20 protein-coding genes are annotated in these 24350 nt (G+C 39.1%); 18 read left to right on the top strand and 2 right to left on the bottom strand.

Features of this window, described 5'->3' with window-relative positions; all coding sequences use genetic code 11:
- Window positions 1-10: 10 nt before the first annotated feature.
- The 17 genes from ACIQAA_RS28160 to ACIQAA_RS28080 all read left to right on the top strand — a co-directional run bounded on the left by ACIQAA_RS28160 (window position 11) and on the right by ACIQAA_RS28080 (window position 19896).
- Window positions 11-346, top strand: coding sequence for a hypothetical protein (locus ACIQAA_RS28160; RefSeq protein WP_402626285.1), 336 nt, complete (start codon window positions 11-13; stop codon window positions 344-346).
- A gap of 111 nt (window positions 347-457) precedes the next feature.
- Complete coding sequence (locus ACIQAA_RS28155; protein WP_402626284.1) at window positions 458-793, top strand: hypothetical protein; 336 nt, start codon at window positions 458-460, stop codon at window positions 791-793.
- A 60-nt stretch (window positions 794-853) separates the two neighbouring features.
- Window positions 854-1660: a hypothetical protein gene (locus ACIQAA_RS28150; protein ID WP_402626282.1), complete on the top strand. Its 807-nt coding sequence runs from the start codon at window positions 854-856 to the stop codon at window positions 1658-1660.
- Between the two features lie 238 nt (window positions 1661-1898).
- Window positions 1899-6521, top strand: a complete 4623-nt coding sequence (gene essC / locus ACIQAA_RS28145; RefSeq protein ID WP_402626280.1) for a type VII secretion protein EssC — start codon at window positions 1899-1901, stop codon at window positions 6519-6521.
- A complete protein-coding gene (locus tag ACIQAA_RS28140) occupies window positions 6514-6765 on the top strand; it encodes a methyltransferase (RefSeq protein WP_402626278.1) in 252 nt (83 codons plus the stop codon). Before essC ends, ACIQAA_RS28140 begins: the two co-directional genes overlap by 8 nt.
- A 42-nt stretch (window positions 6766-6807) precedes the next feature.
- Entirely contained in the window at window positions 6808-7116 is a 309-nt protein-coding gene (locus ACIQAA_RS28135) for a hypothetical protein (RefSeq protein ID WP_402626276.1), read from the top strand.
- Complete coding sequence (locus tag ACIQAA_RS28130) at window positions 7092-7562, top strand: hypothetical protein (RefSeq protein ID WP_402626274.1); 471 nt, start codon at window positions 7092-7094, stop codon at window positions 7560-7562. Before ACIQAA_RS28135 ends, ACIQAA_RS28130 begins: the two co-directional genes overlap by 25 nt.
- 267 nt (window positions 7563-7829) lie before the next feature.
- Complete coding sequence (locus tag ACIQAA_RS28125) at window positions 7830-8585, top strand: hypothetical protein (protein ID WP_402626273.1); 756 nt, start codon at window positions 7830-7832, stop codon at window positions 8583-8585.
- Between the two features lie 4 nt (window positions 8586-8589).
- The gene (locus tag ACIQAA_RS28120; RefSeq protein ID WP_402626271.1) at window positions 8590-9966 is read left to right on the top strand and encodes an Mbeg1-like protein; all 1377 of its coding nucleotides are present in this window, start codon (window positions 8590-8592) and stop codon (window positions 9964-9966) included.
- 17 nt (window positions 9967-9983) lie between these two features.
- Window positions 9984-10175 (top strand): hypothetical protein, encoded by a 192-nt coding sequence (locus tag ACIQAA_RS28115; protein WP_402626269.1) that lies wholly within the window; start codon window positions 9984-9986, stop codon window positions 10173-10175.
- Between the two features lie 40 nt (window positions 10176-10215).
- Window positions 10216-10518, top strand: a complete 303-nt coding sequence (locus tag ACIQAA_RS28110; RefSeq protein WP_402626267.1) for a WXG100 family type VII secretion target — start codon at window positions 10216-10218, stop codon at window positions 10516-10518.
- 30 nt (window positions 10519-10548) lie between these two features.
- The gene (locus tag ACIQAA_RS28105) at window positions 10549-10851 is read left to right on the top strand and encodes a pore-forming ESAT-6 family protein (RefSeq protein ID WP_179160617.1); all 303 of its coding nucleotides are present in this window, start codon (window positions 10549-10551) and stop codon (window positions 10849-10851) included.
- 113 nt (window positions 10852-10964) lie between these two features.
- Complete coding sequence (locus ACIQAA_RS28100; protein WP_402626265.1) at window positions 10965-11801, top strand: DUF6382 and FHA domain-containing protein; 837 nt, start codon at window positions 10965-10967, stop codon at window positions 11799-11801.
- A gap of 17 nt (window positions 11802-11818) precedes the next feature.
- The gene (locus tag ACIQAA_RS28095; RefSeq protein WP_402626263.1) at window positions 11819-12586 is read left to right on the top strand and encodes a PP2C family protein-serine/threonine phosphatase; all 768 of its coding nucleotides are present in this window, start codon (window positions 11819-11821) and stop codon (window positions 12584-12586) included.
- Window positions 12587-12604: 18 nt separating this feature from the next.
- Entirely contained in the window at window positions 12605-14548 is a 1944-nt protein-coding gene (locus ACIQAA_RS28090; protein WP_402626262.1) for a protein kinase domain-containing protein, read from the top strand.
- A gap of 14 nt (window positions 14549-14562) precedes the next feature.
- Entirely contained in the window at window positions 14563-15003 is a 441-nt protein-coding gene (locus ACIQAA_RS28085; protein ID WP_402626260.1) for a hypothetical protein, read from the top strand.
- Between the two features lie 15 nt (window positions 15004-15018).
- Window positions 15019-19896 carry an Ig-like domain-containing protein gene (locus ACIQAA_RS28080; protein ID WP_402626258.1) on the top strand — a complete coding sequence of 1626 codons (4878 nt, stop codon included), beginning with the start codon at window positions 15019-15021 and terminating at the stop codon, window positions 19894-19896.
- A gap of 316 nt (window positions 19897-20212) precedes the next feature.
- Here the strand turns inward: ACIQAA_RS28080 and ACIQAA_RS28075 are convergent, their stop codons facing one another.
- Window positions 20213-21076 (bottom strand): endonuclease/exonuclease/phosphatase family protein, encoded by an 864-nt coding sequence (locus ACIQAA_RS28075; RefSeq protein WP_402626257.1) that lies wholly within the window; start codon window positions 21074-21076, stop codon window positions 20213-20215.
- A 246-nt stretch (window positions 21077-21322) separates the two neighbouring features.
- Here ACIQAA_RS28075 and ACIQAA_RS28070 point away from each other — a divergent pair, with 246 nt between their 5' ends.
- On the top strand, window positions 21323-22753 hold the full coding sequence (locus ACIQAA_RS28070; RefSeq protein WP_402626255.1) for an alkaline phosphatase PhoX: 1431 nt from the start codon (window positions 21323-21325) through the stop codon (window positions 22751-22753).
- 72 nt (window positions 22754-22825) lie between these two features.
- On the opposite strand, the gene ACIQAA_RS28065 is transcribed toward ACIQAA_RS28070, so the two are convergent.
- Window positions 22826-24268 (bottom strand): glycoside hydrolase family 1 protein, encoded by a 1443-nt coding sequence (locus tag ACIQAA_RS28065; RefSeq protein ID WP_402626253.1) that lies wholly within the window; start codon window positions 24266-24268, stop codon window positions 22826-22828.
- Window positions 24269-24350: the final 82 nt, after the last annotated feature.

Here is a 24350-nt window from a genome sequence, read left to right as displayed (position 1 = left end):
AGGATGAAACATGACTTTAGAAACGATGAAACTGATTCAAGGCTTATTATCCTATTATCTGAGTATTCAAATAATGTTCAGTATCTTGGTATTTTTACTCGGAAGGATCGTGCTTGATGTTTATGAAACAGGTGTTTATGAAAATCCAAAAACGGTGTTCCAACGGACGCTTACGTTTGTGACCAATGCTTTTCTTGGTATAGGACCTTATCTGAACAAGAAATTTTTAAAGTACTCTTTTTTAAAAAGAAAGTTCTTTATGTTGATTTCTATTGTAGTCCAAATTGTTGCCTCTATTATTGTATATTATGTGATTAAAAATCTGCTCCGGGCGATTTTTCTATAAACACCTATTTATAAATCTATGAAAAAAGATCATAGGGACGGTTCTTGTGGCATAACTAGCTTCATTAAAAACCACGAGAACCGTCCCCATGGTTTAGGATAAGGAATGAACATGACTTTAAAAACATTGGAACGAACCGAAGAATTACTAATCTATTTTCTCGGAGTTCAAGTGATTTTCAGTATCTTAGTATTTTTACTTGGCAGGATCATGCTTGATGTGTACGAGGCAGGTGTTTCTGAAAATCCAAAAACAGTATTTCAAAGGACGTTTACGTTTGTGATCAATGCTTTTTTTGGTATAGGACCGTATCTGAACAAGAAATTTTTAAAGTACTCTTTTTTTAAAAGAAAGTTCTTTATGTTGATTTCTATTGTAGTCCAACTTTTTGCCTCTATTATTGTTTATTATGTGATTAAAAACCTGCTCCGTGCAATTTTTCTATAATCACTCTCTCGTGAAACGATAATATAAAAGGGCTTTATAACGAAAAGGAATGTGAAATAAATGGATTATATTATGACTTGTACATCAGCGGAGCTTGCACTCTTAGTAACACTTAGTGGATATCCTGGTGTAGCAAAAGGTATTGCGGAGGCATCCGTTGGAGAAAAGAGACCAAAAGAGTGGGAAGCAATTATGGAGGTGACTACTCACCAATTAATCCTAAAGCAGCTCTGGGATGACGAAAGAGAGCTAAAGGGAGAGATCCCATTAAGGGATGAAATTCAGCAATTTATTCAGAGTTATGTTGAATCGAAATGGATGATTCGCTGCTCAAATAAGGGACAATCCAACATTCTAATGATACACCATATTGAAAAGGATACATGGATGACTCATATCATTGATCGGGACATTATCCATGAATTCGCCTATATCAAAGGTGCAGATATTCCAAGCATAATCCGAAACTATTATTCTTTTTCGGAAGAGGGTATTGAAAGAGCACAGATGTTCCATCTCACCGATCGGGCATTTGATTTGCTTAGTGAACACCATAACGCAGGTAAGGTAAGGAAACAAAGCAGTTTTTCACCTATAGAAGAGCAGAGCTTTCAATTGTTTCTAGATGATTTAGAATCGCAGGGCTGGTCTCTTTATAATATTTCAATGTTTCATAATCCAAGTATTGAAAGAGACCCGATTCTCGAAAATATTGTCTTCTTTCTTCCCGCAGCGAAAGGGATTTGGGTCGTAGAATATACGGACCATCCAACTGCACCAGTAAAGGTTGCATTAAATACAATTGAGCAGTGGTGTGATTTGTTAAATGGTGTAGGGCTTGAAGCTTCAAGTGTAAATAGTCGATAACGAAAATCCATATGAGAACTCTCATGTGGATTTTTTTGTGGGACCTATGGTTCTTTATTCTTATCTCATTTTAGAAAAATTACTAAGAAGAAAGGGCTAGATAGGCTTTGTATCAGTCATTGATAGGATTGGAATGGATTTGTCAAATTGTGTCTAAAGTATGACGGACCAAATGGGAAATTGCTTTATAATAACAAATATAGGAAATTGTTTCTACTGGAGCAGGGAGAGAATTGTTTTGATAGTAACGCTGTTTGATAGAGGTAAAGCATTTAATCTTGTTTTACCTGAAAAAATAACCGGGAGATACGTTCTCTCTACGGTTGATAAAGATGATAATTCGATTGATTTAATTGCCGTTGAAGCAGAAAACGGCAAGTGGTATGTAAAATCAAATAAATATGCCTACCTAAAAGGCGCTGCTGGAGAAAAGATCGGAAAAGTCCCAGTAGAGCCTTTTATGACGTATACAATCTACCGTGATCAAGATTCGACTGCATTATTATATGTGGAACCAGCAAGTGAAGGACGAAATGAGTTTACTAGACATATGGTATCAGCGGATGTAATTAGGATTGGGAGAGCCAAAGATAATGATATTTGTTTTACCGACAAGTTGGTATCCAGCTCACACTGTTCCGTTGAATATGATGGGAATGGTCAGGCTATAATTCGGGACCATAACAGTTCAAATGGTACATATGTCAATGGTGAAAGAATTAAGGAAAAAGTGCTCGCCATTGGAGACGTGATTTCGATTATGGGCCTGCGGATTATTTACAATGGACGATTACTTTCATTAAATAATCCTCATCAATTAGTGTTTTTAAATCGATATGCTTTTAAACCTTTTGTTGTTGACCAGCCAATTATCAAAGAGGAAGAGGAGCTCGATGATTTTCTAATCGAAGAAGAACAGGATGAATTGTTTTTCCGTTCACCGAGGTTTAAACGGGATATTGAGCGAAAGACCATTAAAATTGACCCGCCGCCTCAGAAAAATAATGCCGAAGAAACACCATTAATGCTGATGCTTGGTCCCTCGATTACGATGGGGATGGCGTCACTGTTTACAGGAATATTTGCAGTTCAAAATGTAATGCGAACGAATGGGGACATTATGTATGCAATGCCTACGCTTATCATGTCCTTAAGTATGATGATTGGGATGATCCTATGGCCGATTTTAACAAAAAGGCATGAGAAGAAAAGGCGAATCGAACAGGAGAAAATACGTCAGGAAAAATATAGCAAGTACATAGAAGAGATGAAACAAGTGGTGGCGGACGAATGCAAATATCAGAGTGAGATTCTGCATGAAAACCATATACCCCTATACCTTTGCTTAAAAAGGATCCGCAATCGTGAACGTAATTTATGGGAACGCACAATAGGACAAAATGATTTTCTTAAAATTAGAGTCGGTTTAGGTGATTTGCCATTAGATGCTGAAATCAAATATCCTGAGAAAAAATTTACGCTTGAGGATGACAATCTCCATGATGAATTGTATCAATGGGTAGAATCTCCTCAAATCATAAGACAGGTGCCTGTCACCATATCACTTGTCGATGAGCACGTAAGCGGGATTATTGGAAAAAGGGATTTGGTTATTGAGTTTGCAAAAGGGATTATTTTCCAATTAGCGGCATTACATAGTTACGACGAATTGAAATTAGTGTTTCTTTACGATAAAGAAGAACAAGACTGTTGGCAGTTCGTCAAGTGGCTGCCGCATGTCTGGGATGATGGAAAGAGTGTCCGCTTTATTGCCACTGACGCCAATGAAATAAAAGAGCTTTCTGCTTATTTTGAAAAAGAGATCACCCATCGAGCAGCCATGGGTGATAGTAATGAAGCAGAGATTAAGCAGCATTATGTAGTTTTTTCGATGAGCAAAGAATTAGCAGGAAAAGCTGAAATGGTGAATTTACTTTTAAGAGAAAAGAAAGAGATTGGCTTCAGCTTGATTACCTTATATGACAGTTTGGAATTACTGCCGAAAGAATGCACCAATGTCGTTGAGCTTAATGACAAAACTAGCAAAATATTTGATAAAGACGATATCTCAGGGAAGGTTCAAAACTTTGCTGCCGATATTTTTTTACAACAAGATGCAGAACCTATTGCGATCGAGTTGGCCAATATACAGCTGGCTTCTTCTGTTAAGGCCTACACCCTTCCTGATATGATCACCTTTTTAGAAATGTTTGGCGTTGGAAAAGTAGAGCATTTAAATTCACCTACGAGATGGAAGGAAAATAACCCGACACAGAGTATTGAAACGCAGATTGGTGTTAACCAGGCAGGTGAGCACTTCAAACTTGATCTTCATGAAAAATACCATGGACCACATGGATTGATTGCGGGTATGACCGGATCTGGTAAGAGTGAGTTTATTATGACGTTCATCTTATCGTTAGCCGTAAACTACCATCCAGATGAAGTGGCCTTTATTTTAATCGATTATAAAGGTGGTGGGATGGCCAATGCATTCAGGAACCTGCCGCATTTGGCAGGTACAATTACCAACCTTGATGGAGCAGCCGTCAAACGTTCACTAATTAGTATCCAAAGTGAACTAAAACGACGCCAGGCTATTTTTAGTGAAACAAGCAGGAGACTGAATGAAAGCAATATTGATATTTATAAGTACCAAAGGTTATACCGCGAAGGTGCGGTTTCAGAGCCATTACAGCATTTATTTATGATTTCCGATGAGTTTGCCGAATTAAAAACGCAGCAGCCTGAATTTATGGATCAGCTGGTCAGCGCAGCACGGATTGGAAGAAGCTTGGGTGTCCATTTAATTTTAGCGACTCAAAAGCCTTCAGGGGTTGTAGATGACCAAATTTGGAGTAACAGTAAATTCCGTATCAGCTTGAAGGTACAAGAAAAGGCAGACAGTATGGAAGTCATCAAACGACCGGACGCAGCTGAACTTTCACAAACAGGACGTTTCTACTTGCAGGTCGGGTACAATGAACTGTTTGAACTTGGTCAATCGGCATGGGCTGGGGCACCATATTACCCTGCAGATAAGGTGGAAAGGACAAAAGATGATGGAATTACGGTCATTGATAATTTAGGACGCGTAATGAAATCAGCTAGAATTGATAAGCGGAAAAATACAGTCACAAAACCAGTGAGTCAAATTGATGAGGTCACCAACTATCTAGCGAATCTTGCAAACCAAGAAAATATTAAAGTAAAACAACTTTGGTTGGATCCTATCCCAGCTAATATCTACCTGGATGAACTAAAGGAAAAGTATCGTGAGAATGGCTCGCAGCAGTTTGAACTTAATCCGGTCATTGGCGAATATGATGATCCAGCAAATCAACGTCAGGCAGTGTTGAGGCTGCCAATCTCCCAAGAAGGCAATACCGTTGTATACGGGGTAGCTGGAAGCGGGAAAACAACTTTCTTGACCTCGCTTATCTATTCTTTGATGGAAGAACACACCCCTGAAGAAGTAAATCTTTATTTACTAGACTTTGGGTCAGAAACATTAAGCTGGTACCGTGAGTCTCCGCATGTTGGCGATGTAATGCTGTCACATGAAGGGGAAAAAATCGACAATCTCTTTAAAATGATGAATCTTGAAATCGCAGCAAGAAAGAAGCAATTCGCAAATTATGGAGGAGACTTCAAAACCTTCAACCAACAGTCGAACGAAAAAGTACCATCGATTGTGCTGATGATTCACAATTACTCTGCTTTTTCAGAGATGTATGAACAATATGAAGAAGCTATTTCACTTTTGACCCGAGAAGGAACGAAATATGGAATCTATTTTCTAGTAACAGCGTTAAATACGGGTGCGATTCGGTATAGGCAGCTTCAGAACTTCAAACAAATGTATGTCCTTCAGCTCAATGACACAACCGAATATTCTGGTGTGTTAGGCAACGTTGATGGAGTTTACCCATCGAAAAATAAGGGAAGAGGAATTTTCAAAACAGAGAATGTTTACGAATTCCAGGTGGCTCAAATTTCAGTAGAAGCATCATCAGACTTGTACAGCTTTGTAACAGGTTATTGCCGCGAGCACCAGCAGAAATGGAACAAGAATTCAGCAAAACGAATTCCGATTCTTCCAGATAAAGTAGATATCAAGTATTTACAGGATGAAATCCGTTTTAATCAAACAAACAAAATTCCGATTGGAGTCGAGAAGGACTCATTAATTATCTATCCCTATGACTTTACTGCTTCAGAGGTCAGTCTCGTAACTTCGCTTACGGGTGATGAATGCTCAGCTTTCCTGCAGGGACTAGCGGAAGTAATCACGATGAAAGACAGCAGAGAGGTAATTGTCATCGATGCTGTTGGCAGCCTTGTGTATGACAGCGGTCGTACGTATCAATATGTGACAGGACCAAAACCGTTAGAAGAGATGATTGTCTATTTATTTACGACATTGGTGTACCGGAACAACACTACAAAGGACGCGATTGCGGAAGGCAAGCCGGCACCGGTGTTTGAAAACATAACCTGTATCATCCATTCATTTACAGAATTGAATGCACAGCTCTCCGATGATGGAAAAGATAAGCTGAAGGTCTTTTTAGAACGAGTAAATGGACTGAACGTGACGATTATCTTCTCCGATGCAGTCGACAAACTAAGCTCTTACACATATGAACCGTGGTTCCAAAAACAAGTATCGCTGAGTGATGGTGTATGGGTAGGAAATGGTATTACTGAACAATACACGCTGAAAATCAATAAAATTACCAATGATATGTATGGTGAACTAGCAGAGGACTTCGGCTATGTAGTGAACAAAGGAAAAGTAAAACTAGTAAAACTCCTGACAACTGCAGCGAGTGAAGAGGAGGCGGTGCAATATGCATAAGATTTTAGTCGAGATATATAACCCGGCTTCAAACAACACTTATGACATATTTATCCCGTTGAAAAGTCCTGTATTTGAAGTTGTCTATCTGCTAACACATACAATCTCCGATCTTTCACAAGGGCATTACAAGGTCACAGAGCAAACAGTTTTATGTGATGCAATTACTGGAAATGTATTTGATATCAACAGGACCATCGAAGAACTTGGTTTGAAAAATGGATCCAAGCTGATGTTACTCTGACGGGCTGTAATCATCTCAAATTTCCGCTAAAGAAGGTGCGCGATGAAAATAACAAAGAAGGTAATATCCATCCTTCTCCCATTCGTTCTATTAATAGCGGTGACAGGCTGTATGAAAGAGAGATCTTCAGAGAATGTGATACTGACATATTTACAAGAGACCTATAATGAAACCTTTGAAGTGGAAACTTTTAAGGAAAGAAGCACCATTTTTAAAAACATGTACGGTGCCGATAAAGTGATTGTTCATCCAAAGGGTAAGCCTGAGTATGTCTTTTTAGCCGGAGAAGATAGAGATATGAAGGGGAATACTACGATACCTATGTGTTGTCAAAATGGGCAGTTGAACTGACAAAAAAGTTTGAAACGGAAATCAACCGTATTCTGCCGGAGGAAGTCCAATATCGAGTACTGTTATACATTGAGGATGGAAAATATGACAACACCATGAAAGAGATGTCTGTCTTTGATTACTTTGCTAATAAGAATAATGAAGCAAACGTTGTTATAAAAGTGGCGGTTAAAAAATCTAGTACACCGGATGTTACGTCATATAATGAGCCGGTTTATCAGATGTTACAGCTGCTCGATACATTAGGTGTGGATATGTATGATGTATCACTAGGATTTGTAGACAGCAAGGAAGACGTTACCGATTACATCAGGACGTCCAATGTTAATAATGTTCCGTGGAACAATTATGACGGTAAGGTTTATGGAACGATTATGGTTGATAGTTTTGCGAATATCACCGATGGGAAGCAAATTGAAGAGTATTACGAAATGTTCGAGGAGTAAGCTGATGGCACTTGAGCATTTAGATGATGAAGAAAAAATATACTTCTGCAATTGTCATACTTTAATCTGCTAAAAGGGCGTTATAAAAGCAACGGTGCCGAAGAATGTGAGTGTTAAGGCAATCAACGATTTAAGGGATTTCTTTAATTCAGTTCGAAGGAATATGAAAATTATACTTAATAGAAAGTCGATGCAGTCAGTGCATCAACCTCCCTGTCGAGCCTTATTTGCAAGTGAATCCAAATTGCCGCTAAAGGAAGGTGCACAATGAAAATAACAAAGAAGGTGAGATCCATCCTTCTTCCATTCGTTCTATTAATAGGGGTGACAGGCTGTATGAATGAGAAATCTTCAGAGAACGCGATACTGACATATTTAGAAGAGACCTATCATGAAACCTTTGAAGTGGAAACCTTTAAGGAGGGAAGTACCATTTTTAAAAACATGTACGGTGCCGATAAAGTAATCGTTCATCCGAAGGGTAAGCCTGAGCATGTATTTTTAGCAGGTGAAGATAGAGACCATGAAGGGGAATATTATGATAACTATGTGTTGTCTAAATGGTCAGATGAACTGACAAAAAGGTTAAAACCTGAAATTAGCAATCTTCTGCCAGAGGACGCTGAATATAGAGTTTTGTTATTTGTCGAGGACGGAAAATACGATAGTTCCATGAAGGATATGTCTGTCGATGATTATTTTGCAAATGTAAATAATGATGTAAGTATTGAGTTAAAGGCAGCTGTTAAAAGTGCAGGGAAACCAAATGTAACTGACTATAATGAACCGATTTATCAGCTATTACAGGTTGTTAAACAAATGGATGTGAAATCAAGCCGTGTTTCAGTTGGATTTGTTGACAACGGCGCGGATGTTTCCCATTATATTCGAACCTCAAGTGTTAACAATACACCTTGGTCCAATTTGGATGCGAAGGTTTTTGGAACCATCATGGTTGATAAACGATTTACGATATCAGATGCAAGCCAAATAGAAGAATATTATAAAGAGTTTAAGGAATGATACCATGTCACTTTCTAACTTAAATGATGAAGAGAAAAATGTTCTTCTCCAGTTATCTTATTTTGACTTACCAGGAGATTTAACAGGTTTGACGGTTAAGGAAATATGGGAAGAAGCAATGCGAACTCCGAGCAACGGCGGAGAGGCAAGAAGAATCAAGCTTGAGGAGTATTTTACTTCCGATACATACAAAAACTCTAGGTTGGCTGAGGTTACGCTCCAGGGGTATCAGAACAACAATCCCACTATGGGTGGTGAGTCGGAATCAGGCTTTGTTGGCTATGCATGGGGTGACAAAACAGGTAATGCAGCAGCGGTTTATCGAGGCAGTGAAGATCCTACAAATTGGGACCATTTTAAAACAGATTGGGTATCAAATGGATCCGCGGGAATTGGAAATGAAATTCAACAGCAAAAGGAAGCTAACCACTTCTATGAGGAATTTGTAAAAGGTGCAACGGGGGAAAAGTTAATAGTTGGTCATTCAAAGGGTGGAAATTTAGCTTCGTATGTATTTGTAAATAACATAGCTGATAAACCTAGTGGCTATGTGGTCAATGGTGCTCCATTATTTTGGCCTAGTTTAACAGAGGAACAACAAGAGGCATTAAAAAGCATCAAATTTGATTTTATTGCTTATGAAGGTGACTTTGTACATGATCTAGGGTTTGCACCTTATGTGGATAAGACAGTTGCGATTAATAAAGATGACTATGATGATCCATTTTATCCGCATTATGAGACGAGTGTAGACTTCGCCAATGGATCATTTGAAAAGTCTCAAGAAGGATCAATTTTTTCACCTAATGATATTAATACAGAGGCAATTAAGTTTGCGATTGTTAATGCGGTAAATGGAGTAAGAGAAGCCTATAAGGCAGCGTTAGCCATTACAAATTCAGCATTAATGGTTATCCATGCAACCTGGAAAGGGATGCAGGATGCAGCGAACCTAGTGATTGATAGTTGTGTTGCGTTGGTCAGAGGATTTGAGAATGTAAGTGTTAAGGCAATTATCGATTTGAGGAATTTTTTTGATTCAGTTCGTAATCATACGAGATTTTTGCTAAATAGAAGGGGCGGTGCTGCGAGCGGAGGCAGTTTCCCTGTCGAGCCTTATCTTCAGGTGAATCTGCAACGATTAGCTTATTACGCAGAGCGGCTGCAAGTAATAAAACGAAAAACAAACAGTTTAAATAGCAGGATCGATGATTTGTATTTTGAAGCCGGGCTCTTTGGTTTGGACAACGTGTTAAAAGCAGATATGTTAACGACGTTTAACGGCACCATCAATCAAAATATTACCTATTTGAATACTGTGAAAAATCTACTGGAACGAACTGAATCCATTTTGGGTACGAAAGCGCGGTCTATACAGTAATGGTTCGGGGGAAAGCAATGGATAAAAATCTTCAAGGCAAGGTTAGTAGTATTATTGCCGAAATTAATGAGATTACTAGAGAGTTGGAGGATATTTCACAGGGTCTTGGCCGAGAGTTTAAAGGGATTGGTTCAATGAAGAGTGCCTCAAGCCTGCAGCAAGCTGCGAATAAGTATCGCAATGTGACGCATGAGTTAAGGAAAATCTAGTGCAACCAGTGGTAATGGCACTTTAAAGGAGGTGAAAAAGATGGCAAGAACAATCACAGTTGATCCAGCAAAGCTAGACACTGCTGCGTCAAAAATTGACCAGCAATCAGCTGATTATGAGCGTATTTATAAAGCTCTTTTCAACGAGGTTGAGGGAATGCAGGCTGCTTGGCAAGGTACTGATAACTTGGCTTACGTAAACCAGATTAAAGGATTTATGGATGATTTCAATCAGATGACGAGTTTAATGAAACAATACTCTGAGTTCTTAAAAGTAAGTGCACGCACTTATCGTGACACTCAAAATGAAATCATTAATGGAGCGAGGCGTTTAACGAACTAATAGAGTCATAATGAATGTGAGGTGGAAACCATGGCAGTAGAAGGAATCAAAATATCTCTGAATGAGGTCAGCAGTACAGCCAATCAAATCCGTAATTTAAACCAACAATTAACGGGCAGATTGGATGAGATGAAGAGAGAAATGAATGCTTTAGCGAATTCATGGAATAGTGATGCATCGAATACCATTCGGAATAATTTCAATGCACTTACACCAAAGTTTGATAACTTCCGTGAAATCGTTGACAGCTATGCAAAATTTTTAGATCAAACTGTAAATGCCTATAACTCTACAGAATCAGCTATCAACAGCAACGCGAGTGCATTTAAATAAGCCTGCAGGTAGTATTGTTCCTAACTCTCTTTTTAGAGGAGAGTTAGGAACAACACCATTTCGGGAGTAAGTAATAACGGGTAGATTGAGACCCTAAAGATGGAGACGATACGATGAAAACCGATTTGGATAAGCTTTTTTCAGGAACGCTTACGAAAGAACAGTTGATGACTTATTTAGTAAACATCGTCGACAGTTTGACGGAGTTAGAGAAAAGCGGTATGGATTTCAAAAACATTTTGCTAGACAAGAAACAAATTTTTCTTGATCACTTTTCAAATAGATTAGTATTTATGTGCCTTCCCATAAAAGATAATGTCTTTGAAAAGGTATCAATGAGTCAATTTTTTAAAGAATTAATCGCTTCCACATCCTATGATGAAAATGACGATTTACAGTTTTTTATCAAGCTTCATAATTACCTGGCGGGTACGCCGGTATTCCGGCTGCAGGAGTTTAAAGAAAAACTGACTGAGTTTTCAGGTGGAGGTAGAAACGAGGCTGTTACGGAAACGAACTCCAATTTTTACAGTCCAGGATTCATCACGCGTGCATTGGCACTCGCGGATGAGGGGACGACGGTTTTAGGGGCTTTTAACGAGCTGGACGAGTATGAAGAAGGTACCACAGCATTAGGGATAGACAATGAGAGTCTGCCAAAACCATTTCTTTTAGAGGCGGAAACCGGTGCAAAAATCATCGTAACGAAAGAAGTTTTTAAATTAGGAAGAGACCCTGAACAAGCCGATTATGCTTCGAACAATAAAGTGATTGGGCGGATTCATGCAGAAGTGGTTACCTCTGATGGCGAATATTTTCTAATTGATAAACATTCAAAAAATGGCAGCTATCTTAACGGGGTCAAACTGTCTCCCAATAAAAAGACAAAAATTAAACACGAAGATCGAATAAAGCTTGCGAATCAGGAATTCGTTTTCAAGTTATTTTAAGTAAGGAGGTTTGGAAAATGGCATTTTTAACAGCGCACCATACGGATGTAGGTATCAAAAAGAAGACCAATCAAGATGCCTTGCTACTAAAGACAGCCAAAACTCCGAAAGGTCCGGTCGGCTTATTTATCATCTGTGATGGGATGGGCGGCTTGTCGCACGGTGAACTGGCAAGTGCGACCGTAATTAGAGGAATGGCAGAGTGGTTCGATGCGGAAATGCCAAGAATCTCACTTTCAGAACACATCGAGCAAGAAATTTATTTAGAAGTAGAAAAGTGCATTAAACAATTGAATGAGAAAATCCTCAACTACGGTGAGACCTCAAAAGTGAAATTGGGGACAACCCTGACCGCACTGTTGATCGTTCACAATAAATATTATATTGCACACATTGGGGATAGCAGGGCATACAGCATTTCTAACTCTTTAAACCAACTGACAAAGGATCAAACATTAGTAGCGAGGGAAGTGGCCCGTGGGAACATAACGGATGAGCAGGCGAAAATGGACCCACGCAGAAATGTGCTGCTGCAATGTGTCGGGGCAACAAAGGAAATTGAAACTAATTTTTCCACAGGTGATGTCCAAGCAAACACAGTATTTATGCTATGTTCAGATGGATTTTACCATCAAATTACGGAGGAAGAGTTAGCACTGAATCTCAAACCAGATACGATAACGAATGATCAGCAATTGAAGGATAAGGTTGTCGAGTTAGTCGAGTTAGTCAAGGCAAGAAAAGAACTAGATAATATTTCGGTTGTAGCAGCAAAAGTTTTGTAAGCAGCGGGGGCGTTTTACTTGATAGAAATTGGATCGGTAATCGATGAAAGATATGAAATATTAAAGGAAATTGGCCGCGGCGGGATGAGTATCGTTTATTTAGCGATGGATAACAGGCTGAACAAATCATTAGTCGTAAAGGATATACGGAAACGCACGTCTAGTGATAACGAGCTACTAATCAACAGCTTGATTGTCGAAGCCAATATGCTCAAAGTTCTTGACCACGGAGCGCTGCCCAAAATCTACGATATTATCGAATCTGAAGGCGATATCTATGTGGTCATGGACTATATCGAAGGCGAGTCTTTAAAAGAGAAGCTGAAACGAGAAAAGACCATTTCGGCGAATCAGGTAATTGATTGGGCAAGGCAGCTGAGTGAGGTTTTAGAGTACTTACATACAAGAAAACCTTACCCGATTATTTATCGGGATATGAAACCAGATAATATTATGCTTACTCCTGAAGGCAAAATTAAGCTGATTGACTTTGGAATCGCAAGGGAGTTCAAGAGTGAGAGTTCTACGGATACAACTAATTTGGGAACGAAATCCTATGCGGCGCCCGAGCAGATGTCCGGCAAACAGACGGATGCGCGCACGGATATCTATAGTTTAGGGGTTACCTTGTATCATCTTGTCACCGGTAAGAGCTTAAATGAGCCGCCCTTTGAGCTTAAGCCAATCCGTCATTGGGATCCAGCCCTTCCTGAAGGCCTTGAACATATTATTAACAAAGCGACTCAGTCGGAACCAACGAACCGCTATCAAAGCTGCAGTGAACTATCCTATGACCTTGAAAATATAAACAAGCTGACAGCAGGATATAAAAATAAGCTGCGCAGGAAGCTCTCCATTTTTCTTGTACCAGTTGTTTTGTGTCTAGCTTTTGCGACAACAACGGTGTTTGGCTATAAAGGCGTGAAAAATACGCAGTTCCAGGATTATATGAGCTTAGTCAATGATAGCACGGTTTATTTAATGGATGGCGAGGATAAGAAAGCTATTGAAATGTTAGAAAAAGCAATTACGACGGTCGACAAATCCCGAGCAGAAGCATACATCAATTTACTAGGTTTATATAGCAATCGAAATGAAACGGATACGGGATTAGCAAAGATAGAAGCCTATATTGAGGATGAGTACGGAGATATCCATGAGAATAATGAGGTCCGCTTTAAGATGGGGATGACGTATTTTGATATCAAACGTAACTACTCGGAGGCACTGAAGCATTTCAATCAAGTGGATCCCGAAGAAATTCCGGATGCACAGTTTTATAAAGCATTAGCGACTACGATGATTTCGATGAATATTGACTATAAAAAGTTCTCAGAAAATCTGCTTGAATTTGAAAAGTTCAATGACCGGCTGCCAAATGAACGAAGGAAAATCGATAACTATAATTCCTTGGCGAATATTTACATCTCGTATAAAGGACAAATTTCCGATGCCAATACAAAAGCAATTGAAATCGTTGAAAAGGCCTACGAGGTTTTACGTTTAGTCGAAAACGAGAACCTATTGATTAAGTATGAATTAGATTTCGAGCAAAAATTGGCGCAAGCCTTCTATAGCAGAGGTGTAAATTCAAAAGATAAAGTGACTGCAAAGGAAGATTACGAGCAGGCAATACAGCATTATCAGAACCTTTTACAGTTAAATGCAAGTAATGAAGAGGATATATTAGTGAAAATTGGAGTCATATATCAAGAGATGGGTGAGCCAGCACGTGCAGTTGAGCAATTCCAAAGTGCTATAAAAGACTATCCAAAAAGTATTGATGCACATGTTAAACTTGGAAATTTATTGTTAGATATCGAACAAGGTAAAGAAGAAGGCAGCCGAAATTATCAAGTCGCGAAGCAGGTTTATGAACAAGCAAATGCGCTGGATGGAGCAGGAGAGGATGAAGCCTTTAAAAAGCTAAAAAGGAGGTTTGATAACCTTAGTATTAACTAGAAAGGGGAAGGAAAATGGAGTACCAGATTATGCTTTACGGAGGAATGGCCGGTGCACTGATTACCCTGATCGTCTCAATTATTCTCTACGTCAAAATGGGTATTACACAAGTGGTCGAGGACTTAACCGGTATAAGCCTGCGGAAAAGATTACATAAAAAGAAAAAGGTCCAGGATAATTCGAATGAAAAGCGTCTGACGAAAGAAATCATGATAAAAAAGCAGTATGCCGGGGAAGCTGCGGCAAGTCAAGAGACGGAACTTTTGAGCAGAGAAATCGAGGAAACAGCATTACTTGGTGATGGATATATCGAAGAAACATCATTGTTAACAGCAGACTCTGATGAGACAACGGTTTTATCGGAGGAGGCAGAGGAAACTTCGTTATTACGAGAAGAAGATTATTTCAAAAAAGAAGTAGATGTAATCGTTGTTCATTCCACCACGATTATCTAAGGGGAGTTTAGTAGAATGGCAGATAGGATAGCTAGAAGGTACAAAAGTAAAAAGAAGGTCATCTGGACACTAATGGTCAGCCTTTTGCTCATTTCAGTGTTTCTATTTAGCACAAATGCATTTTCGCTGGATGGGGCAAAGCGATATATCGTGTTTAGTGATGACAAATGGGATATGGAGTCGATTGACCAGCCAGACTGGATCACGAATAAAGATAGTATTACCTTTAAGGTAGATTTAAAGGAAGACTTTGAGAATAACAGTCAGGGTGAAGGTGTTGCGGGGGTAGAAGCACCGTTTGCTGTTATAGCTGCTTACCAAGGCAGTGAAATCACAACAGCAAAAATTGAGGAAATAAAGAATCCTGAGGCAGTTTTTTTAGGAGAATATTTGGTTTCCATCCCAGTACAGCCAGATAGTCCCGAGGGCAGTTTACATGTAACGGTGGTATTTGCTGAGGAGAATTCTTGGAATATCCCAGCTTCAACTAACACATTTACTATAAAGAGAGATGCCGTAAAACCTGTAGTGAATGTTACACCTTGGTTCGAAGATGGCTTTTTTAAAGATGGAGCGTTTACTAGCAAGCCAGTCTCGATGAGTATAGAGGTAACCGACAGCCATTTTATTCCTGGGAACGATACGATTTCAATTTTAAAAGATGGGATTGCCTACGAACCTGCACAGGCACCTGTCTGGAAAGAAAATGAAACGTTCCTAACTCTTGATAATACTGGGTTCTATGAGGTGACGATTGCTGCCGCCGATAAAGCAGGAAATAAAAGTGATCCTGCAAAAGTGAGCTTTGGTATCGTGAAACAAGGGCCGCGATTAACGATAAAAGATAAAAACGACAGTGGTTTTTATAAACAGGTTGAGTTGAAAATTGAAAGCGACATTCTTATTTACGATGCAAGTGCAGCCATCGAGAAAACGATTAATGGCGAAAAGACAACAGAAGTGAAAAGTTTCGAGAGAAAAGGTAAAAATGCTGTCCTTTCCCTGACGGAGGATGGTGATTACAAGGTAAGTGTTACAGTAAAAGATCGGCAAAACATTGATCCTGGACATCAGTTAGGAGCCACAAGTTTTACAATTGATCAAACAGCACCGGTCCTAGCCATTAACGGTGTTAATGATCAAGGTGAATACAGTGAATCCAAAGATGCTGAAATAAGTGTGACCGACGCGAATGTGGATGAAAGTAAAACTGAGCTTAAAGTAACGGCAGGAAACCAAGTAACAACCTATACGGGTGAAGAAGCCTACAAAAAACATTCTTTTACCGAGGAAGGTGTTTATGTACTTGAGTTAAGCGCCGCCGATAAAGCCGGGAATACCGCAGCTAATAAAGTAAAATTTATTATCGATAAGTCTGCACCAACACTTGATATCACTGGGGTAAATGCAGGGGAATTCTACAACTCCGATAATAGTAAAAAGGAAGTAACGGTATCCGTTGAGGATTTAACCCTTGATTTAACTCAAACCAGTTTAAAAGTTGAGAAGGACGGAGCAGCCTATCCAGAAGTGATTCAATTGAAGGACATCTCAGACGCAAAAGCGGAGGCGAAACATACCTTTACCGCTGAAGGAAAATATAAGCTTACCCTCACTTCAACCGATAAACTAGGACAAGCTTCACCAGCAAAATCAGTTTCTTTTACAATTGATAATACCAATCCAAAAGCGGTAGTTGCCATTGATGGCACGGTGATGGCAGAAGATGAACTAGTCGTTGATGGTGAAAAAACAGTAAAAATAACGGTAACCGATAAGCATCATGAGTTTTACAACGTATCGGTAAAGAAAAATGGAGAAGATTATAGGATTGATCCACTTGTTCGAGACGGTGAAAACGTTGCAGTCGAACATTTATTTAAAGAAGATGGAGTCTATGAAATTATAGTAGAATCTACAGATAAAGCTACGAATAAAACAGTTCTAACGAAAACAATTACAATAGATACGGGAAAACCAGATATTCATTTTAAAGGAATTAACCATCAAGAACATTACAACAGTGAAACTGTAGATGTAACCATAATGGTCAATGACTTCACGTTTGATAAAAACAAAACAACCCTTGAAATGACAAGAACAAATGGTGATCAGGTCACCAAAATCCCACCAAGCAACTGGAACATCTATGATTATTTTAAGTGGCTTTATAATGGTGAAATGAACCTTTCTTTCAAAGAGGAAGGCATTTATCAACTTAAAGTAACCGCAGAAGACAGATTTGGAAAAGTAAGCTCTAAAACTGTAGAGTTTACCATCGACAGAACAGTACCAAAGGTTGATATCACTGGAATTTATGATGGTGCCTTTGTTAAGAACGGTGAGGTTGTCATCGGGGTTAATGAATACTACTATGAAACAAACAACGTAAGTGTTTCGGTTCAGAAAGATGACAGCAAAAAAGAAGAAACGTTTGTGAATACAGCTGAAAAATCGGAACTCGCATTGAAATTTACTGAAGATGGAGATTATCAAATTACAGTAAGTGCAGAAGATAAGGCTGGAAACAAAGCTTCCGACATGGAGTTATCGTTCACGGTTGATACGATTAAACCTGTAATCGATATAATCGATGTGAAAACCAATACAGAGGTGAAAAATCATTCATACGACGCTGAGAGCAAAAATGTTTCAATTGTAGTGAACGAACATAATTTTGCTAACAACAAAGTACAGTATGAGGTAATAGAAAAAAATACAGTTACAAATGAAAGTAAAAGTGTCTGGATCGGTGAATGGAGAAACTTTGCTGAAATATCCAGTCTTACCTACAATTTTAAAGATGACTATGAGTATTTCATCAAAGTAATTGCGGAAGATGCAGCTGGAAACACCGCAGATGAAAAATCAGTAACCTTTACCATTGATACGATCAATCCGATAGTAGCAACTGATGGTATTGAGAATGATCAGAATTACCAAAGTACCACAGCAGCATTTTGGATAAAAGATACGAACATTGACATATCCAATACAAAACTGAGCGTGTTAAAAGATGGGGAGCCTTATAGCATTGGTGAGATTGCATTAAGCTATAAAACAGAAGGTGCACTAAGCTATACGTTTAAAGAAGAAGGAAATTATACAGTGACGTTGGAATCTAGTGATAAAGCGAAGCGAAAAACCGTCCATGGGCCGATTCATTTTATTATTGATTCAACCAAGCCTGTTGTAAAAGTGGAGGGGGTAGATGATCACTCCTTTAACCCGGCGAACAAAAACGTAACAATATCCGTTAATGAGAAGAATTTTTCAACAAATAAGGTTGAACTGGCGGTAACAAAAGATAACAGGCCGTATGATTTGGGTCCGTTCATCACCAATCAAAAACAGCTTTCCGTCATTGATCATAATTTTGCTGAAGACGGGTTGTATGCAATCTTTGTTAAATCAACAGATAAGGCTGGAAATGGACCTGTTATTGTAAACACGACATTCACGATCGATAAAACAAAACCCGCTATAGAAATAACGGGCGTGGAGCAGGATGCATTTTATAATGTGGATAAGAAAGTAAGTGTGGCGATTCGTGACGTAAACTTAGACATTAACAAGATAACAGTTACGAGAGATGGTGCCCGTTATAATGCCGGCGGCTTCTCTGTCAGCAATAACACAGCGTCGCTAAGTCACAATTTTAGTGAAGAGGGAGACTATCATGTCTTGGTAGAAGCTGCCGATAAAGCAGGAAATAGTTTCTCGCAGCAAGTGAGTTTCACGATTGATAAGACCAAACCAGTCATCACCCCTAAATTTAAAGGACAAAACAGAGTCATTAAGGATGGAGAATATATTAATGAAATTTTCACTCCGGAATTTGCCTTAGATCAGAAAGATGATTCTATCGTTTCCGTTACATTAAACGGTGCGAATGCCGGCAGAACGGCCCCGACTGCATCGAAGGAAATGGCTTATCACTTTACTGTTTTGGCTCGGGATAAAGCGGGTAATGAATCAACGGTGGAAATCAAGTTTACCGTAGATACGACAAAACCAACATTATCGATTTCCGGCATCCTTGATGGATTCTTTAATGAGAATCTGAAGCCAAATGTTACGTATTCTGACATTCATTTAGATCCAAGCAGAACTTCTGTAACGTTGAATGGTGCTCCTTATAAAAACGGAACGAATCTAGAGTTGGAAAAAGACTATGTTTTCAAAGCAACGGTAACAGATCTAGCGAACAATGTTAGTGCGAGAACAATCGTCTTTACGATTGATAAAACGTCACCAGTCATCAAGTTTAAAGAACCTGTTTCGAATAATTATTTTAATAAGGACTTAATACCAGAACTGTTAATTGAGGACTTGAACGAATATGACATTATTGCGCTCACCTTGGACGGCAGGGAGTATAAGCTAGGCGATCCGATTACTTCTGAAGGTAAACATGTTTTGTTCTTTGAAGTAAAGGATAAGGCAGGTAATATTAAGCAATTAAGTGTCGAGTTTATTATTGATAAAAAGGCTCCAAAGGTAATTTACGATGGCATTAAGCAGAATGAGCAATACTTCGAGGCTGTTAAAGCAGAGATTACCCTTGATAATCCGAGCGATACCATCAAATCCATTCTGGTAAATGGCAAGTTGCATAACTTTGATGAATTAGCAGATGAGAATGGAGTTTCCGTCTTTACATCTACTTTCTCAGAAATCAATTCATATAAAGTGGAAGTGACAGCGGTAGATGAAGCGGGAAATAAAACGACTACAGTCATTCCGTTTGAAATTGCCGAGAAGACAGCTTTAGTAAAGTTTTATGAAAACAAACCATTGTTTGCAGGGTCATTAATTGGGCTATTCGGAATAATGGGAATTGGGATTACTGCTTTGGTTAGACGAAAGAAAAAAGTAGAAGTTGAGGAATAAAGTAAGCAGAGGGCTGTGAATGATGTAAATATCATTTACAGCCTTTTTTCACATTTTGAGAGGTAGGCATTTTTTAATAATGCTGACAAGTTATGAAATATGACTTTTTTAATTTAATTTGTTTAATAGAAAGACTAGTTATGTTAAAACACTCGTATTAATAGTAAAACTATAAGAATTAATTTTTTTAGAGAAAACCATTAGTGTATATTCTGGTAAAATCTATTAATAGATAAGAGGTTTTATTAAAGGTGGGTGACATAATCAAAAAATACCCACCAAGCCATTACAGCTTAATGGGAATTTTTCTTGGTCTTTACTTTCCGCCATTATAAAAAGGTTCCAGTCTTTCCAATACAATTTCAGCTGTAATTGGCAGGTGATCGGAAGCTAATGTATTTATTACATCTGTTTCTACCGTTTTAATATCGGATGAGGTAAAAATATAATCAATACGTTTAGTAGGATTCATAGCCGAATAGGTATAAGCTTCAGGCTTATCCGCAAAAACGTCAAGATAATGTGCATACATCGGCTGCATTTCAATGCTTTCTGGGACAGCGTTTAAATCTCCCATAATTACTTGAGGTCCTTTGGATTCTGCTGCTATTGCAATGATTTCCTTCATTTGTATTTCACGTTCAGCCGTTGTTAAAGCCAAGTGCGTATTATATAAATGTAGGTGATTTCCTTTTACATTAATTGTAGCTTCAAGGAGACCCCGCTGTTCCGTATTTCCGATTCTCGTAAGAGAGTGGTTTTCAGAGTTCAAGATTGGATATTTACTCAAAATCGCTGTTCCATACTGACGGCGCGGCTCCCCTTCATTTAATGGATCTCTGTCCAAGTTGGCAGCATAGACATAAAACATTCCAAGACGTTCAGCCAGCCATTTTGCCTGGTCTTCAAAAGCACTGCGTTCTGACCAGTGATTGTCCACTTCCTGCAGTCCAATAATCTCTGCCCCTTCATCTTCAATAATCTTAGCAATTCGTTCCAAATCTAATACTCTATCAACACCTTCAGCGTGATGAATGTTATATGACATCATCTTTACATTGACGGATACACCCCGTTCAAACACCGTTCCATTTGCTGCTGCTTTTGACTGTGTCCCAATTAGAGAACCCATAAAAAATGCAATAGACATCAGGCACATTACCAATTTCATGATTTTCATTACTCATTTCCTCCTCTAGTAGATTCTATTAAATAATACGGAAGAAATTTGAAGAAATAATTACTAGTGTGTAAATACCATGTTAAGTAATGTTAAGAATTAATGAAGTATTCAGACTAAGACCTATTTACAATTCCTTATCATTAATTTACTGAGTATTTACAAAAAACCTATCATCCCTTAAAACTTTCCATTTAATCTATTACTAGATTCAACAAATATACATAAAAAGGAGAAATATAAACTATGAATAATGAAACTTCTAAAAATAGTTTGAACAGAAGAGACTTCTTAAAAGCAGGAGGAATGGGTACACTTGCCCTAACCCTTGGATCAACTGGTGTGCTGGCTCTAGGTTCAAAAGCATTTGCGGACACGACAAATAATCCAACTAGCGGCTTTGGCGGTTACGGTCCTTTGGTTCCGGATCCGAATGGAATTCTCGACCTTCCAAAAGGTTTTCATTACAAAATTATCTCTGAAGAGGGAGATCTAATGTCAAACGGGACAAAAATCCCGGGCGCATTTGATGGAATGGCAGCTTTTGAAGGTCCAAACAATACGACTATCCTTGTTCGTAATCATGAATTAGGGGCAGGTCCAGCATTTGGAAGCAATCCGTATGATGCAAATGCTCAAGGCGGTACAACGGCTCTAGTTGTAGGAGCTAATCGCGAAGTTATTAAAGAATATGTAACGTCTTCAGGAACAATCCGAAATTGTGCTGGTGGTGCAACACCTTGGGGCACTTGGCTGACTTGTGAAGAAAACCGTTCTACGGGACACGGATATGTATTCGAAGTAGATCCACAGCAGCCGGAAAACGATATGTCCAAAACTCCAATCAAGGAGATGGGCCGTTTTGCACACGAAGCCTGTGCAATTGACCCATCTACAGGATATGTATACTTAACTGAAGATGCGAGCCCAAGCTACCTTTACCGTTTTATCCCAAATAACACGAGCCAAAAGCCTGGCGCGTTACAAGAAGGCGGTACGCTATATGCGGCTGCGATTGAAGCAGTAACTGATCCAGCAGCAAGCACTTTCAAAACAGGCCAAACATTTAAAATTGTTTGGAAGAAAGTAGATCCTCATATGTGCCGTGAGGAAGCTGCTGCACAAAACTGCATTAAATTCTCAAGACTTGAGGGAGCGTTCTTCCAAGAGGGTGTTTTCTGGTTTGATGATACCTCTGCCGGCGACAAAAAGCTCGGCCGCGTTTACCGTTATATTCCTCACACTAATACATTGGAGCTGTTCTATGAGGGAAATGATGCACGAGAAATGGAATATCCAGATAATATCTGTATGACTCCATGGGGCGACCTTTGGTATGCAGAAGATGGTTCAGGTCAAGATCGACTTATGGGAATCACCCCAGAAGGCAAAGTCTATCCTTTTGCCGCTAACCGTTTAAGTGATTCTGAATTGGCAGGACCAACCTTCTCCCCTGATGGAAACACGCTTTTTGTTAATATTCAAAGTCCAGGCCAAACCTTTGCGATCTGGGGACCGTTCCAACGCAGAAACTCAGCGCGCGCAAGAGAAATGTCCTACGCTGCTCCTGCCAATCTTGCACCGCAAGTTTCGGAAAAAGTGGCTAAGGCTGCCGAGGCGCAAGGTATGTCCGTTCTAGAAGCAGCAGCATTTGAACGTCATGGCGTAAAGTTATAATTTAGTAATAAACAACTTAAAAATACCAAAAAAACAGAGATCAAGTATTCTTGGTCTCTGCTTTTTTGATTCTTAAAGTTCTTGCCCGTTTGTAGCAATCACGTTTTTGTACCAGAAGAATGATTTCTTCTTTTTGCGGTCAAGCGTACCACTTCCATCATCATGCTTATCTACATAGATAAAGCCATAACGCTTGGACATTTCGCCTGTTGACGCACTCACTAGGTCGATACATCCCCATGGAGTGTATCCCATTAAATCTACACCATCTGCAATGGCTTCACCCATTGCATCGATATGGCTTCTTAGATAATCAATACGATAATCATCATTGATTGAGCCATCCTCTTCAATCGTATCGTAAGCGCCGAGTCCATTTTCTACGATGAATAGCGGCTTTTGATAACGGTCATATAATTGGTTAAGAGCAATTCGAAGTCCAGTTGGGTCGATTTCCCAGCCCCAATCACTAGCGCTTAAGAATGGGTTTTTAACGCCCCCAATCAGATTACCTTGTCCAATTTCCTCTGGTGTTTTATTCTTTTTATCTGTGCGTGACATATAATAACTAAATGAAATGAAATCAACAGTTCCTGCTTTAATGATTTCTAGGTCACCTTCTTTAATCTCAAGGTTAATCCCGTTTTCTTTAAAGAAACGATTTGCAAACGTTGGATAAGCTCCTCTGATCTGTACATCACCACAATAATTATTAAATAGACGCTCCTCTTGTAGTGCATGCATCACGTTTTCAGGATTGCAATCAAAGGAATAGGTTGGTGCATAAATAAGCATACAGCCGATTTGGCTTCCTGGAATAATTTCATGTCCTGCTTTTACTGCAAGGGCACTTGCTACAAATTGGTGATGAAGACCTTGGAAACTATCTTGTAACTTTGTTTCTTCCGTCTCTGGTGAGAAACCAAGTCCTAGAAGTGGCATGTGTGTCGCACCATTAATTTCGTTAAAAGTTAACCAGTATTTTACTTTGTTTTTATAGCGGTTGAACAACGTTGTTGCATAGCGCTCAAAGAAACCAATCACTTCACGGTTACGCCAGCCGCCATATTCTGTGATTAAATGAAGCGGAATCTCATAGTGAGAAATCGTAACAACTGGTTCAATATTATATTTTTCTAACTCATCGAATACACGGTCATAGAAAGCTAAACCTTCTTCATTTGGTTCTAGCTCGTCACCATTAGGGAAAATACGGCTCCAGGCAATACTCATGCGATATGTCTTGAAACCCATTTCAGCAAAAAGAGCGATATCTTCTTTGAAACGGTGATAGAAATCAATCCCATCATGGTTCGGATAGACATATTTCTCTGAATCAATTTTAAAGTCAAAACCGGGTTCTCCAATTACCTTTAATCTTACTTTTCCACCAGGCATTACATCTGCCAGGTTCATTCCTTTGCCGCCTTCAAGATAAGCTCCTTCTAATTGGTTAGCAGCTGTTGCGCCGCCCCATAAAAATCCTTCTGGAAATTGATAAGTTGATTTATTCATAAAGTATCCCTCCATTTTTTTGGTTACGCTTTCTACTAGAGAAAATAAAAAAACCTAAACCACGTAATGAAGACAGAAAGGT

This window comes from Neobacillus sp. NPDC093182, from assembly GCF_044754045.1.
Note: the sequence above shows the minus strand (reverse complement) of the source record. Positions and strands in the feature narration are given on the sequence as shown.

What these genes read in the sequence shown, in the direction of transcription:
- ACIQAA_RS28135 (WP_402626276.1), top strand. Translation starts at nt 6,808, where the DNA reads ATGAAAATAACAAAGAAGGTAATATCCATCCTTCTCCCATTCGTTCTA.
- ACIQAA_RS28105 (WP_179160617.1), top strand. Translation starts at nt 10,549, where the DNA reads ATGGCAGTAGAAGGAATCAAAATATCTCTGAATGAGGTCAGCAGTACA.
- ACIQAA_RS28120 (WP_402626271.1), top strand. Translation starts at nt 8,590, where the DNA reads ATGTCACTTTCTAACTTAAATGATGAAGAGAAAAATGTTCTTCTCCAG.
- ACIQAA_RS28085 (WP_402626260.1), top strand. Translation starts at nt 14,563, where the DNA reads ATGGAGTACCAGATTATGCTTTACGGAGGAATGGCCGGTGCACTGATT.
- ACIQAA_RS28160 (WP_402626285.1), top strand. Translation starts at nt 11, where the DNA reads ATGACTTTAGAAACGATGAAACTGATTCAAGGCTTATTATCCTATTAT.
- ACIQAA_RS28070 (WP_402626255.1), top strand. Translation starts at nt 21,323, where the DNA reads ATGAATAATGAAACTTCTAAAAATAGTTTGAACAGAAGAGACTTCTTA.
- ACIQAA_RS28125 (WP_402626273.1), top strand. Translation starts at nt 7,830, where the DNA reads ATGAAAATAACAAAGAAGGTGAGATCCATCCTTCTTCCATTCGTTCTA.
- ACIQAA_RS28100 (WP_402626265.1), top strand. Translation starts at nt 10,965, where the DNA reads ATGAAAACCGATTTGGATAAGCTTTTTTCAGGAACGCTTACGAAAGAA.
- ACIQAA_RS28155 (WP_402626284.1), top strand. Translation starts at nt 458, where the DNA reads ATGACTTTAAAAACATTGGAACGAACCGAAGAATTACTAATCTATTTT.
- ACIQAA_RS28140 (WP_402626278.1), top strand. Translation starts at nt 6,514, where the DNA reads ATGCATAAGATTTTAGTCGAGATATATAACCCGGCTTCAAACAACACT.
- ACIQAA_RS28115 (WP_402626269.1), top strand. Translation starts at nt 9,984, where the DNA reads ATGGATAAAAATCTTCAAGGCAAGGTTAGTAGTATTATTGCCGAAATT.
- ACIQAA_RS28075 (WP_402626257.1), bottom strand. Translation starts at nt 21,076, where the DNA reads ATGAAAATCATGAAATTGGTAATGTGCCTGATGTCTATTGCATTTTTT.
- ACIQAA_RS28095 (WP_402626263.1), top strand. Translation starts at nt 11,819, where the DNA reads ATGGCATTTTTAACAGCGCACCATACGGATGTAGGTATCAAAAAGAAG.
- ACIQAA_RS28080 (WP_402626258.1), top strand. Translation starts at nt 15,019, where the DNA reads ATGGCAGATAGGATAGCTAGAAGGTACAAAAGTAAAAAGAAGGTCATC.
- ACIQAA_RS28150 (WP_402626282.1), top strand. Translation starts at nt 854, where the DNA reads ATGGATTATATTATGACTTGTACATCAGCGGAGCTTGCACTCTTAGTA.
- ACIQAA_RS28065 (WP_402626253.1), bottom strand. Translation starts at nt 24,268, where the DNA reads ATGAATAAATCAACTTATCAATTTCCAGAAGGATTTTTATGGGGCGGC.
- ACIQAA_RS28110 (WP_402626267.1), top strand. Translation starts at nt 10,216, where the DNA reads ATGGCAAGAACAATCACAGTTGATCCAGCAAAGCTAGACACTGCTGCG.